Raw genomic sequence first — 13,465 nt, 5'->3', positions numbered from 1 at the left:
GCTAAATCCCAACAAAGAGATCAGGTGATATGGAATGAAGAAAGAGTACTACGCTATAATCGATATCGGCTCAAATACAATGCGTCTTGTTATATACCTACAGGAAAAAGGCGGACGTCTAAAAGAAGTAGAAAATGTAAAAGCGGTCGCAAGGTTACGCACTTTTCTTGATCCGGCAAATAATCTTTCAATGGATGGAATCAACAAGCTAGTTTCCACTTTAAGCAGTTTCCAGGATGTATTAGGTGTTTATCAATTGAAAGAAGTTGTGTGTGTGGCAACTGCTACTATCAGACAAGCTAATAACAAAGAAGAAATTATAACCATTGCTGAAAAGGAAACCGGACTTCCAATGAGAATACTTTCAGAAGAAGAAGAAGCATATTACGGGTACCTGGCTGTCGTTAATTCGACTTCCATTGAAGAAGGGATCACAGTAGATATAGGCGGGGGCAGTACAGAGGTCACCTATTTTAAGAACAGAGAATTAATTCACTCCCACAGTTTCCCATTCGGGGCACTTACTTTAAAAGAATTCTTCACAGAAGAAATCCCGACAGATGAGGAACTTGTTCAATTACACCACTACCTGAGTAAACAATTTCATACATTACCATGGTTGGCAGGCCGGGAAATTCCACTTATCGCAATCGGCGGTAGTGCCCGAAACTTAGTTCAGATAGAACAGAATTTAAAAAAATATTCACTCGCCGGTCTTCATCAGTATAAAATGTTCGATAAAGATATACAGATGGTCAGTAATTACTTAACATCCTTAAGTCCCGATAAATTGCCAAAAGTCGAGGGACTGTCAAAAGACCGTGCCGATATCATCATTCCAGCTATTCAAGTTTTTCATACCCTTTACCAAACCGTCCAGGCAGATTGTTTTATACTAAGCCGAAAAGGTTTACGTGATGGGGTATTCTATGAACAATTATCAAAGGAGATGGGTTCTATCCTTTTTCCTAATGTGTTGGAGGATAGTATTCAGGAATTAATTAATGACTTTAATTTGGAACCGAAACAAATTATGCATGTCCAGTACCTGACAAGAAAGGTATTTGACTATCTGAAACAAAATGGCATTATCCATCTGGATAAAAATGATTGGAGTCTTGTGAAACGTGCCAGTTATCTTTGTCATCTTGGTGAATACATTGATGCAGAATCGAGTGCCCAACATACATTTTATTTACTTGCAAACAGAACAATCGACGGGCTGATGCACAGAGAGCGCCTAATGATTGCTCTAATCGCTTCGTATAAAAATAAAACTGTATTTAAACAATTTATCCAGCCATATAAAAACTGGTTCTTAAAAGAAGAACGAAAAAAAATTCTTCATCTTGGGGCATTGCTTAAATTCACATACTGTCTTGATGCTACTAAAAGACAAGTAGTAAAGGATATCCATATCAAAAAAAGGCAGCAGAAATTAACCTTTTCCATTTACTGTGATGGTGACTGTACTCCCGAAGAATACCAGGCAGAAAAACAAAAGAAACACTTAGAAAAATTAGCAAAAATGGACGTGGATCTTCATTTTCTTCAAGCTAATGTAAAGGAGTAATTCACATTAAATTTACACTAATTTAACAAAACTTCCTTTTAATAGCGTTATGATAGAGTAGTAATAATTTTAAATTAATATAATTACTCTATTTATTTTTATACTTTCATAAACTGTAAAAAGGAATGATTAACAATGACAACTGCTGAATTAGAGAAAGAGCTGGGATTGCCATCCTATTACAATAACAGAGAGATAAGCTGGTTATCTTTTAATAAAAGAGTACTTGGTGAAGCGGATGATGACAGTAATCCTTTATTGGAGAGACTTCGTTTTCTTGCTATATTTTCTTCTAATTTAGATGAGTTCTTTATGGTACGGGTAGCGGGTTTAAAAGATCAGGTAAAAGCTGGCTTTAATCGTAAAGATAATAAATCTGGTCTGACGCCTAAGGAGCAGTTATCCCAAATATCAAAATTTAATCATCAATTAGTAGAAGAACAATATGATATTTATCGGCAGCTAAGCATACCGCTTGATGAAGCGGGTATAGAGATTATGAAGGTGAGTGACTTAACAAGCAGCCAGTTAAACGATTTAGAGAATTACTTTGATGAGCATATATTTCCTGTATTAACACCAATGGCTATTGATGCATACCGTACTTTCCCTATGCTGTTAAACAAGTCCATTAACTTAGCTGTACAATTAGAGGATCTGTATGATTTAGACGCTGAACAGCTAAAAACAGCAATAGTACAGGTCCCTGTATTACTAGACAGATTTATACGCCTTGGTGAAAATCATCAATATATACTGCTTGAGGATTTGATTAGTTATTTTATTGGCAAGTTCTTTAAAGGGTATAAGGTTAAGTCAACTACAACCTTCCGTATTACAAGGAATGCTGATATGACCATTCATGAAGAAGGTGCACGGGATTTATTAAAAGAAATCGAGAAAGAATTAAAAAAGCGTAAATGGGGTGCGGCAGTAAGACTGGAAGTAGACGCCAGAGAAGAAAATCCTCAAATGATTGAATTTCTCTTACACGTACTGGAAATCCATCGGAAAGATCTTTATATTATTCATGGTCCATTGGATTTAACCTTTCTCGCCGACTTTTACAGCACGCTGAAAAAGGAGTATGAACATCTCGTTTTTCAAACATTGATTCCACAGCCCCCACAGGATATTCATGAAGAAGAGAATATATATGAAGCGGTACGCAAACGGGATATTTTCTTACATCATCCATATGAATCATTTGGACCGATTATTGATTTAATTAGCGAAGCAGCAAATGATCCGGAAGTCTTGGCAATTAAGCAAACCTTATACAGGGTGAGCGGTGATTCCCCTATCATTGAAGGGTTAAAAAGAGCTGCTGAGAACGGCAAGCAAGTAACTGTACTGGTTGAATTAAAAGCAAGGTTTGATGAAGAAAATAATGTCCAATGGGCCAAAATGTTAGAAAAAGCTGGCTGCCATGTGATTTACGGGATGATTTCATTAAAAACACACAGTAAAATAACTTTAGTTGTAAGAAGAACTAATGGGAAAATTGAACGTGTAGTTCATTTAGGCACAGGGAATTATAATGACCAGACTGCAAAATTCTATACAGATATGTCCTACCTCACAACAAAAAGGAAATTTGGAATTGATGCCACTAATTTTTTCAATTATTTAAGTGGTTATACAGAGAAACCTGACTTCCACCATTTATCCATGTCACCTTTTGATATCCGAAATGACATTATCCAGTATATAGAAGCCGAAATTACTTATCACAGAAAGTATGGGAATGGCAGAATTATTGCTAAAATGAATTCTTTAACAGACAAACCATTAATACAGAAATTTTATGAAGCATCTCAGGCTGGAGTCCAAATTACGCTTATTATTCGCGGAATATGCTGCCTAAAGCCGGGTATTAAAGGAATCAGTGATAATATAAAAGTATGCAGCATAGTAGGCAGATTTCTGGAACATAGCCGAATATACTTTTTCCATCATAATGGGGAAGAAAAACTGTTCCTGTCTTCGGCTGATTTAATGACACGTAATATGGTAAAACGGGTGGAACTGATGTTTCCTATATTTGAAGGCAGAATAAAATCACGGGTGTTAGAGATGTTAAACATTATGTTAAATGATACAGCTAAAATGAGAATTCAGCACAGTGATGGAAGCTATACACATGTTAAAGATACCACAACTGATCCTTTAGTTGACAGCCAGCTTGTCCTTTTTGATATGGCCTACCGTGTATTGGATGATGAAGAATAACAGAAAAACTTGGCTAAAAGTTAAGCCAAGTTTTTTCTTACAGCCCTATTACCGCTTCCGGAAGCAGTTCTTTCATCATTAAATCATCCAGACTTTTAAATTTATAGCCTTTCTTTTTTAATTCATCAATAATTGGTGCCAGTGCATCTGCATTATCTTTTGATACAGTATGCATCAGAATAATGGCGCCTGGGTGTATTTGATCAATCACCTGGTTATAAGCATATTCCCAGCCTTTCTCCTGACCTTCATTCCAATCCACAAAAGCTAATGACCAGAATACATGGGTATAACCCAATTCATTCGCCCATTGTAAAGACTGCTCGTTAAAGGTACCTTTTGGAGGTCTTACATATTGGACTACCGCATTTTCCGAAACCTTCTTTAATTTGTTTGTTAATATTTCTATATCTTCTTTTAATTCCTCTTTAGATAATTTAGTAAAGTCTCTATGCGTATCAGAATGGTTTCCGATTATATGTCCTTCTCTTAACATGCGCTTTACTAAATCCGGCTTGTCATCAACATAGTGACCTGTTAGAAAGAAAGTTGCAGGGACCTTTTTCTCTTTCAGCACGTCTAATATCTGTTCTGTAAAACCAGCTTCATACCCATTGTCAAATGTAAGATAAACATTTTTTTCACCAGATGGGTCGATATAAAAACTGTTATATTTATCGAGTATCGCTTTATACTTTCCTACATCGGGAGGCTGGTTGTCTGTCGCTTTCTTATATCCCCAGCCATAGCCTTCAGCAGCCATTTCTAATGGCATGACCGTAAATAAAATGCCCATCATTAGAAGTAAATATAATTTTCGCATTAACATCACCTTTTTTATTTCTATTTTCCATGAAATATGGTGATCTTATGCTTATATTTTACAAAATAATGCTGGCAATCCAGCCAAAAATAAACAAAGGAATATTAAAATGCAAAAATGTTGGTACACAAGTATCCCATATGTGGTGATGTTTCCCATCAGCACTTAATCCGGAAGTAGGGCCTAAAGTACTGTCAGAAGCTGGAGAACCGGCATCTCCCAATGCAGCCGCTGTACCTATTAATGTAGCAATTGCCATTGGAGAGAAGCCGGCTGCAGCACAGATAGGAACATACAATGCAGCTATGATTGGAATTGTTCCGAATGAGGAACCAATTCCCAATGTAATTAGTAATCCAACAAGTAATAAAATAAATGCAATGATTGCCTTATTTTCACCAAGCATGGATGATGATGCTGATACAAGGGCGTCGACAGCACCCGTGTTTTTCAGAATCTCAGCAAAGCCTGAAGCAACTAACATTACGAATGCTATTGTACCCATCATGCCGATACCTTTCTGAACGAAGGTATCACCTTCCTTCAATGGAACAGCAAAGAATAACACCATTCCCGTTATTCCTGCCAGTGCCCCAATTACAAGACTTCCTGTTATAATTTGAACTACTAGCGCAATTACAATGGCTATAATAGTAAAAGCATGCTGGCGAGTGAAAATCACTTTATCTTCATGCTCTTTTTGATCATTCCAAGTCGTATGGAGCAACTGTGCCGGTTCTCTGTCTTTTCGGTAAGATATAAAAACAGCGATCAACAATCCTACAATCATTCCGGATCCAGGAATTAACAAGGATCCGGCAATTTCCTTTACAGATAGCTCTATTCCATTTGTACTCATGCCTTTTTGAATTGTTTCATGAAAAATCAGCCCAAACCCGACCGGAATCATTACATACGGAGCTTTTAAACCAAAAGTTAATGCAGTAGCAACCGCCCGGCGATCTAGCTTCATTTGATCAAAAATACTTAATAATGGCGGTATTAATATTGGTATAAAAGCGATATGAACTGGTATTAAATTCTGTGATAAACACGCAATACCCGCAATCGCTAAGACGAGCATTGTTTTTTTGCCAGTTAATACACGTATCAATCCCCGAACTAATATTGTTGTAATGCCGGTATAGCTAATCATTACAGCAAAAACACCTAATAAAATATAGCTTAAAGCAGTATTTGCTTGTTCACCCATTCCCTCAATAAGCATGTCAACAGTGTCCTGCATATTCATTCCAGCCATAAGACCTGCAATAATTGCTGAAATAATAATAGCAAATATAACATGGACACGAAGTAAACTAAGGACGAGCATCGTCAATACAGATGCCGCTACGATCCATTCCATTCAAATTACCCTCTCTTATTTTCTGTCTAAGTTCTGCTCAATCTTTTCAACTAACTGAATTAAGTTATCGACATCTTCCACAGATGTCTCCTCAGGATCCAATTGATCCAGTTGCTCAATAAAACGTTCCAACTGCTGTCTTAGCTGAAGTATTTTTTCATTATTTTCCGACATCGCTGTTACCCCTTTTTATTCTAATGTTTTTTTCAAATCCCTTGACAATACTAATGTATTTTCCCTGTATTGTCCACCCTCCTCTGTTATTTCACAAATAGAGGGTCTTTATCCGGAAGATCCAAAAAAGACACAATCAAATGGATTGCGTCTTAGTATGTCTTATATGAAAATGCTACATGATTTTCTACAGGAATAAATGCCCCGATATCTTGTTTTGTTACATTTTTTATCACAAGATTTCTCTTGGAGCCTTTTAGTTCAATATAAACTTCGCCAAATGTAATCTGTCCTCTTTCCTGCAATGCTGATGCGTAAGCTTTTAATGCACCAACCTTATTTAGCGGAACATCATACGTTTGACTCAGTCTGGTACCTTTTCCAAACACCGCATGGAAAGTTAAAGGAAAAGCATGCTTCTTCTCAACTGAATTAATTATCATCTTCATTATTTGCTCTGGATGGCTAACTTTTGATGTAAGTCCGCCTTTAATATGTTTTTCTTCTAACTGTTCATAATTAATTGCAATATTTTTTTCACCATTATAATTATTTGCTTCATTGGTATTAATCAATTGAAATTCCCAGTTCACCTTTGAATCAGATGAGTCATACCTTAAAGGCCAATGACCTAAGTAGACATTACCGCGGTAGCCTATGGCAATTGGTGAAGGGTTTATGTCTGTTTCATTCAGCATTTTGATTAAATCAGGATTTTCTATTTTAATATCAATATTGTCAATCAGCTCTTTAACGAATTTACTCGGCTCAACTATTGCCTCTTCTTCTTTCATTTGCTGTGAAGTATTTTCCTTTTCGATTGAAACAACATGATTAGGTATCTCAAGCTTTTCTGCAGATAACGAATTCATGCCTAAAAAAAACACCAATATAATAGAGAGTCCAATTTTTTTCATTACTTCGTTCCTTCCTTTTTTGCTTAGTTTGAGGAAGAAAGGAAGAATTATTCGTCAGTTTTAGTCACTTATTTTAATTATTTCGAGGGTTTCCGTTATTTTTACAGCATTTTCAATTGTTCTGATCATCGAGCAATTTTTCCTGGCAATTTCCAATGTTTTTTCGAGTTTTTCTCGATCTAAGTGAGCGCCTTTCACCGCATAATGTAATTCAATAGACTCTATTCGATTAGCCTCTTCCGGATTGCGTGTCACTTCTGCACTGATGTGTAAATCTTCTATCACTATTCTTTTCTTTTCCAGAACTTTGCGAAAAACAGATGCACTACATCCTGCAACTGAAGCTACCATTAATTGAAATGGTCTGTATCCACAGTTTTCATTACCTGAAATGTCCAGTTCTCCATATGGCAACCTTGTTCTTATGCCACCCTCTTTAAGATAAAAGTCCACGCATTATACCTCCTTCTGTATATTTAATGTTAGTGTAGCATACCGGGAGGAAATTAGCGGGATAATGTGCTTAACATTTCTTTTTCTTATAATCCTTGAATACAAAATATTTCACCATAAAAAAACTGGCAAGTGAAGACAGGAGCATCGCCAGACCTTTCGCTATATTGTACCTCAACCAGTTGAGTACCCCTAACCATTCCATGAAGCTGTTCAGTCCAATAAACACAATATTGCTTATCCCCAGACTGATAAGCGCTTGAACTACAAAACCGATCCTCTGATAACCGCTCCCTTTTGAAGTTCGGTTAAATGTCACACTTGCATTCCAGAAGTAACTGTTGGAAACAGCTAAAAGATAAGAAATTGTATTATATCCTAGTAACAGCATTCGATCTTCCGTATAGAAAAGTATTAGCAGAAGGTTGAGCATTCCGATATCTATTAATGCATTCCCAACCCCGATAATTCCAAATTGTAAAAACTGAAAACCTCCACTTTTTCTTTTCTCTCTATCCATAAAGCCACTCCAGTGATGCCAGTTTATTCACTATTGCTCATTACCTTTATCCATTTCTCCATAACTTGTCCGTTTACCGCCTGTTAAATTTTGATATATATCAAGGATTTGTTTAGATTGAGTATCCCACCCCATATCTGCTATTTCCTCCCGTGCCCTCTTCGCAAGTCTTTTTCTCAACGTTTCATCTTCAAACTGGAGAACGGTTCTGGTAAAATCACCTTCCACATGCTGATCATACAAAAGACCAGTTTGTCCATCCTCGATCTGCTCACAAGTTGGTCCACTCTTTGCCGCTACAATTGGTAAACCTGATGCCATTGCTTCTGTAATTACCAATCCTAATGTTTCTGTTGTTGATGGAAAAACAAAAACGTCAGAAGAAGCGTATGCGCTAGCTAACTCTTCCTTGTAAATAAATCCTGTAAACACAGTATTTGTTCCTTGAAAGTGTCTTTCCAGCACATCACGGTACGGACCATCCCCCACGATTGCCAAAACGAATTGATCAGATGCTTTAAGTACATGTTTTATTTTTTCAATTTCTTTTTCCGGCGCTAACCTTCCTACATACAGGAGCAGTTTCTTACTAGTTTGTCCATTTGTAAGCCTTTTACGCATAGCTTCTTTATAGTTACGAGGGTGATACATGGAGGTGTCAACACCTCGTTTCCATACATGGACATTTTTAAAACCCTGGTCGATTAATTCCTGATGCACCACCTGCGAAGTACATAAATTAATGTCTGCCATGTTGTGAAGTTTACGAAAATACCACCATAGTAACCCTTTAAAGATCGACAAATGGTAGTAATCAGCATATTTAGGTACCTGAGTATGGTAAGATGCCAGCAAAGGGTAACCCAGTTTTTTAGCATAATGTATTCCAGAAGCTCCTAGCAAAGCGGGATTAACCACATGAATTATATCTGGATCATATTCCTGAATCATCTTTTTTATTTTCTTTGTTGGCATGGCAAATTTTTTCGACCGATAGAAAAAAAGTCTTGTTGCTTTTGCTCCAATGACTTTTGCTCCTTCAAACTCATATACACCAAGATCAGGTGCAATAATCTGCACCTGATGACCTGATTTTAAAAAATAACGGATACTGTTGGTTAAGCGTGTCACAACCCCATCGGTTGATGGCAGGAATGTCTCTGTGATCACTAATATCTTCATAGAAAACCATCCTTAATGGTGTATTGTTATTATGATTATTTCCACTTAACTTGTGGTAATATGTTTTCTTTAATTACACGCTCTTTGTGCGCTACGACTGTTCTGAGGATTTCCCGAATTACTTCCTCATCCAGTAAGTGCGGCTCTAACCCTAAATCTTTCAATTTCGTGTTTTCCGCATGGAAAAAGTGGTCTTCCAATTCCACTCTCGGATTTTCTAAATGGGCTATATGGGTCGGATACCCTTCTTCATTAGCTACTTTCTGTACCTTTTCAGCTAAATCCCCTACACTGTGCTCTTCTGTAAATTGATTAAACACCCTGAATTCACCTTTATCTGCCGGATTCTCTGCTGCAATTTCGATACAACGAACCGTATCTTTAATATGTAAGAAACCTCGAGTTTGGCCACCTTTACCATATACGGTAAGGTCATGACCTATTGTTGATTGGATAATAAATCGGTTCAGTGCTGTTCCAAACACCCCATCATAATCTAACCTGTTTGTTAGAACAGGATCTTTTTTAGTTTCTTCTGTATCTAAACCGTATACAATTCCCTGATTTAAATCCGTTGCACGGATACCCCAGATTCTACAAGCAAACATTATATTATGGCTATCATGGACTTTTGACAGGTGATAAAAAGAACCTGGCTGTTTCGGAAAAGGCAGAACGTCTTTACGTCCCTTATGTTCAATTTCTATATAGCCCTCTTCGATTTGAATATTCGGTGTTCCATACTCTCCTAGTGTACCCAATTTTATCAAATGACAATCAGGAACTATTTCTTTTATTCCAAAAAGTACATTTAATGTACCTGTGACGTTGTTGTTTTGAGTATAAACAGCATGTTCACGATCAATCATAGAGTATGGTGCAGATCGCTGTTCAGCAAAATGAACAAAAGCTTCTGGCATCTCTCTTTTTAACACTTCTTTTAAGAAATCATAATGAACTAAGTCACCCTCATATATACGGATTTCTTTCCCTGTTAACTCTTTCCATTTCGCGACACGCTCTTCCAATGTTGCTATTGGTGTTAATGAGTTAGAATGCAGTTCTCTATCAATCTTTCTTCTTACCATGCTGTCAATAATGGATACATCATGGCCTTTCTGTGATAAGTAAAGAGCGGTTGGCCAACCGCAGAATCCATCTCCACCTGCTACTATGATCTTCATTTTTACACCTCTTTTTGTCATCTTATTACTACTAAAATTATATTCATCTTTCATCTTATCATAGCGAAAAAAATATTAAAAATTATAATCTGAATATTTACACAATTTTAAAGTACACTTAGCTTAGGCAATACATTGTTCCCAAATTAAATTACATGGTTAAAGGCATGAAGAACCTTGTATCTGTTCACAACTATAATACCTTCCCAATACCTTCTTGCGACAGGGAATGCGTCAGGATATTGTTCCCAGCTCCATGGAATTTTCCATATACCTTCTTCTGTTAATTGCTCTATATAGAAATTCAAATTATCTTCAATCAAGTCACCAAAGATCTGACAGAAAGGGTCATCTGCACTTACAACAAAATTTAATGGGAGTGGTTTATAGCCTGTTGACCAAGCATTTACATCCACCTCAGCACTTTGCTCTATAAGGTTTTTTAATTTATGATAAATTTGATCGATAGTGAATGATAGTTGGGTTTCCATTTCGTCTTCCTTCATTTTCAGACTATAATATAATTGTTGATAATTATTAATTTCATGGAAATCCATTTTCTCTGCCACCATCAGCCGTTTTAAAGCTTCATTGATTACTTTTGTTGCGATTTCGCGGTTTCTTGCTTGTGAGGACCAATTCAAGATGAATGCAGCCAGTTCAGCACTAGGATTAAACATCCAGTTATCTTGAACCTTTTCCTCCCAGTGCCACCAGGGAGCATGAGGATATACATTATTTTCTGGAAGAACAGATGACCATAATCTTTTATCAGGATCGTATTCTTTTATTAGATAGCCGATTAATCTTCCTACTATTCCATCATCGTTATCTGCTCCATTCTCTGCCAGAATTTGACCTGCATACCAGGAGGCCATAGGAGAAGACTGAGGCAGCCAGAAGTCAGGCTCTATCCCGTGACCAAATCCCCCATCCTCATTTTGATATGCTTCTAATATTTCGATCACTTTGTTCTTGTTATTCCCTTTGAATAAATGATTCCATCTCGCAACCTCTAATGGCCTCGCATTCCGTTTTAGCCATCTACTTGTTTTCTCAAAAGTTTCCCTTGATATTTTCATATAATCACCTCAACTTATTTGATATATTTACTATTCTCTAAAAAAGCGTTAATCCCTTCACTTTTGTACTTTTTAATTTTAAATGGATTTTCTCAAGAAGCTGATAAACTCCTTTGCTTCACTTGTCTCTATTTTTGTCAAAATATATGTCCTGGAAATCGGCGGTGTGATTATTTTCGATTTAATTTCAAGCAATTTATTCTGCTCCATTTCGTTTCTAACGATGGATACAGGTAAATAAGAGACACCCAAACCACTTTCAATGAATCTTTTTGTTACTTCCATTTGATTTACTACCATTGTTTGTAATCCAGGAAAATATCTTTTAATATCAATTAATAAAGTATCCCAATACTCTGGATGATTGTGTGTAATTAGTCTGTAATTGTTCAATGCTTCTGCTTCAGTAAGTTGTCTCTTCGCAGGTCCAACTAATATAACAGGCTCATTCTGGATAATTTGCATCATTAATTCATTTTGAAGGGGTTCGATTCTGGAGAGCCCAATATCAGCATCTCCTCTATAGATTTCCTCACCAATTTCGAAGGAACTCTTCACATTGACGAGGACTTCTATATCAGGATGGATATTCATAAATTTACTCAATAGTTCAGGGAGGAAAGATGATGCAATTTGCGGTGCCGCAGCGATGATTAGTTTCCTTGAATACCCTTGTTTCCATGATTCGAAGTTTGTTATCCCCTTTTCATAGGCTGCTAATAGCTCTTTAGCATATGGAAGAAATTGTTTACCAGCTGCTGTTAACTTGACTATTTTTCCTGTTCTGTCAAACAAATCACTATGAAGATGTTCCTCTAATCTCTTCACATGTTTAGTAACAGCAGGCTGTGATAAAAATAACTCTTCTGATGATTTTCTGAAATTTTCATATTTTGCTGCAACAACAAAAGTTTTTATCCACTTCATATCCATTATTAGTTCCACCTTATCAATAACAGTATGTTATCAAAAATCGAATTTTTAATTAATTTTCATTATATACATATTCCCATATAATTACACTAACTTCTTAAAAAGGATGTGTAGCTCTATGAAAAAAGATTTATGGAACGCAAATTTATATGATCAACAGCATGCGTTTGTCTCAGAATTTGGCGGTGATATTATCGAAATTTTAGCACCAAAAAGCTCTGAAAAAATTCTTGATATTGGTTGTGGAACAGGGGATTTGGCAAACCAGTTAACAGAAAGGGGAGTAGAAGTAATTGGTATTGATCAATCAGAAAATATGATAGACCAGGCAAATGCAAAATACCCTCACATTGATTTTAGAGTGGCAGACATTTTACAAATGAACTTTGATAGAGATTTTGATGCTGTTTTTTCAAACGCTACACTTCATTGGGTAAAACAGCCGGAAGTGGCAATAAGCAATATTTATTCAGCATTGAAACCTGATGGAAGGTTTGTTGCTGAGTTTGGTGGTAAAGGTAATATTCATTTGATTGCAGATCAATTGAAGAAACAATTTAACATCAGTGAAGATTCGGAGCTTTTCCCATGGTATTTCCCAACTATAGGTGAATACAGTTCATTAATGGAAAATGCCGGATTCAGGGTTGTTTTTGCACAGCATTTTGATCGCCCAACACCTTTAGAAGGAGAAGATGGATTACGAAAATGGATTGAAATGTTCGCTTCCCATTTATTCAACCAAACGAGTGAAAAGGAGAAAGACCAAATTTTAGTAAATATTGAATCAAATTTAAAAGAGCAGATGTATATAGATGGTAAATGGATTGCAGATTATAAGAGAATCCGTGTAATAGGGATAAAGGAGACTTCAAGATAATCGGAGGTGAGCTGAACACCTTGGCGACCGGAAAATCTCGAGCGAAGGCTTTTTGGGGTACGGTACTGATGAAAAGTCATGGCAAAAAACTACTCAGGGGATCATCCCTTGAGTAGTTTTTATCTGTTTTATTCAATTTAATATTC

13 protein-coding genes are annotated in these 13,465 nt (G+C 36.5%); 3 read left to right on the top strand and 10 right to left on the bottom strand.

Annotated features, from left to right (window positions below):
- Nucleotides 1-34 precede the first annotated feature (34 nt).
- Both BMW36_RS08135 and BMW36_RS08130 read left to right on the top strand, forming a co-directional pair.
- Nucleotides 35-1,573: a Ppx/GppA family phosphatase gene (locus BMW36_RS08135; protein WP_089740368.1), complete on the top strand. Its 1,539-nt coding sequence runs from the start codon at nt 35-37 to the stop codon at nt 1,571-1,573.
- 135 nt (nt 1,574-1,708) lie between these two features.
- The gene (locus tag BMW36_RS08130) at nt 1,709-3,805 is read left to right on the top strand and encodes an RNA degradosome polyphosphate kinase (protein ID WP_089740367.1); all 2,097 of its coding nucleotides are present in this window, start codon (nt 1,709-1,711) and stop codon (nt 3,803-3,805) included.
- 37 nt (nt 3,806-3,842) lie between these two features.
- Here BMW36_RS08130 and pdaA read toward each other — a convergent pair whose 3' ends face one another.
- The 10 genes from pdaA to BMW36_RS08085 form a co-directional block, all read right to left on the bottom strand.
- Nucleotides 3,843-4,628 (bottom strand): delta-lactam-biosynthetic de-N-acetylase, encoded by a 786-nt coding sequence (gene pdaA / locus BMW36_RS08125; protein ID WP_089740366.1) that lies wholly within the window; start codon nt 4,626-4,628, stop codon nt 3,843-3,845.
- 58 nt (nt 4,629-4,686) lie between these two features.
- Nucleotides 4,687-5,994, bottom strand: a complete 1,308-nt coding sequence (locus BMW36_RS08120) for a Na+/H+ antiporter family protein (protein WP_089740365.1) — start codon at nt 5,992-5,994, stop codon at nt 4,687-4,689.
- A gap of 15 nt (nt 5,995-6,009) precedes the next feature.
- Entirely contained in the window at nt 6,010-6,168 is a 159-nt protein-coding gene (locus BMW36_RS20310) for an SE1561 family protein (protein ID WP_175480382.1), read from the bottom strand.
- 152 nt (nt 6,169-6,320) lie between these two features.
- Nucleotides 6,321-7,085, bottom strand: coding sequence for a YfkD family protein (locus tag BMW36_RS08115; RefSeq protein WP_089740364.1), 765 nt, complete (start codon nt 7,083-7,085; stop codon nt 6,321-6,323).
- Nucleotides 7,086-7,145: 60 nt separating this feature from the next.
- Entirely contained in the window at nt 7,146-7,538 is a 393-nt protein-coding gene (locus BMW36_RS08110; RefSeq protein ID WP_089740363.1) for an OsmC family protein, read from the bottom strand.
- Nucleotides 7,539-7,608: 70 nt separating this feature from the next.
- Nucleotides 7,609-8,058: a GtrA family protein gene (locus BMW36_RS08105; protein ID WP_089740362.1), complete on the bottom strand. Its 450-nt coding sequence runs from the start codon at nt 8,056-8,058 to the stop codon at nt 7,609-7,611.
- 30 nt (nt 8,059-8,088) lie between these two features.
- The gene (locus tag BMW36_RS08100) at nt 8,089-9,240 is read right to left on the bottom strand and encodes a glycosyltransferase family 4 protein (protein ID WP_089740361.1); all 1,152 of its coding nucleotides are present in this window, start codon (nt 9,238-9,240) and stop codon (nt 8,089-8,091) included.
- A gap of 35 nt (nt 9,241-9,275) precedes the next feature.
- Nucleotides 9,276-10,424, bottom strand: coding sequence for an NAD-dependent epimerase/dehydratase family protein (locus BMW36_RS08095; protein WP_089740360.1), 1,149 nt, complete (start codon nt 10,422-10,424; stop codon nt 9,276-9,278).
- 146 nt (nt 10,425-10,570) lie between these two features.
- Nucleotides 10,571-11,506, bottom strand: coding sequence for a prenyltransferase/squalene oxidase repeat-containing protein (locus BMW36_RS08090; protein WP_089740359.1), 936 nt, complete (start codon nt 11,504-11,506; stop codon nt 10,571-10,573).
- 78 nt (nt 11,507-11,584) lie between these two features.
- Entirely contained in the window at nt 11,585-12,439 is an 855-nt protein-coding gene (locus tag BMW36_RS08085; RefSeq protein WP_089740358.1) for a LysR family transcriptional regulator, read from the bottom strand.
- A gap of 118 nt (nt 12,440-12,557) precedes the next feature.
- Between BMW36_RS08085 and BMW36_RS08080 the strand changes: the two genes are divergently transcribed.
- A complete protein-coding gene (locus tag BMW36_RS08080) occupies nt 12,558-13,319 on the top strand; it encodes a class I SAM-dependent methyltransferase (protein WP_089740357.1) in 762 nt (253 codons plus the stop codon).
- The last annotated feature ends 146 nt before the right edge of the window (nt 13,320-13,465 follow it).

It is taken from the genome of Gracilibacillus ureilyticus, assembly GCF_900111195.1.
Lineage (GTDB): Bacteria > Bacillota > Bacilli > Bacillales > Amphibacillaceae > Gracilibacillus > Gracilibacillus ureilyticus.
The sequence above is the reverse complement of the archived record's forward strand: the minus strand, read 5'-3'. Positions and strand labels throughout refer to the sequence as shown.

Bases quoted from the DNA above. Each gene is read 5' to 3' on its own strand.
- BMW36_RS08095 (WP_089740360.1), bottom strand. From the start codon at position 10,424: ATGAAGATCATAGTAGCAGGTGGAGATGGATTCTGCGGTTGGCCAACC.
- BMW36_RS08090 (WP_089740359.1), bottom strand. From the start codon at position 11,506: ATGAAAATATCAAGGGAAACTTTTGAGAAAACAAGTAGATGGCTAAAA.
- BMW36_RS08120 (WP_089740365.1), bottom strand. From the start codon at position 5,994: ATGGAATGGATCGTAGCGGCATCTGTATTGACGATGCTCGTCCTTAGT.
- BMW36_RS08135 (WP_089740368.1), top strand. From the start codon at position 35: ATGAAGAAAGAGTACTACGCTATAATCGATATCGGCTCAAATACAATG.
- BMW36_RS08115 (WP_089740364.1), bottom strand. From the start codon at position 7,085: ATGAAAAAAATTGGACTCTCTATTATATTGGTGTTTTTTTTAGGCATG.
- BMW36_RS08105 (WP_089740362.1), bottom strand. From the start codon at position 8,058: ATGGATAGAGAGAAAAGAAAAAGTGGAGGTTTTCAGTTTTTACAATTT.
- BMW36_RS20310 (WP_175480382.1), bottom strand. From the start codon at position 6,168: ATGTCGGAAAATAATGAAAAAATACTTCAGCTAAGACAGCAGTTGGAA.
- BMW36_RS08130 (WP_089740367.1), top strand. From the start codon at position 1,709: ATGACAACTGCTGAATTAGAGAAAGAGCTGGGATTGCCATCCTATTAC.
- BMW36_RS08100 (WP_089740361.1), bottom strand. From the start codon at position 9,240: ATGAAGATATTAGTGATCACAGAGACATTCCTGCCATCAACCGATGGG.
- pdaA (WP_089740366.1), bottom strand. From the start codon at position 4,628: ATGCGAAAATTATATTTACTTCTAATGATGGGCATTTTATTTACGGTC.
- BMW36_RS08085 (WP_089740358.1), bottom strand. From the start codon at position 12,439: ATGGATATGAAGTGGATAAAAACTTTTGTTGTTGCAGCAAAATATGAA.
- BMW36_RS08080 (WP_089740357.1), top strand. From the start codon at position 12,558: ATGAAAAAAGATTTATGGAACGCAAATTTATATGATCAACAGCATGCG.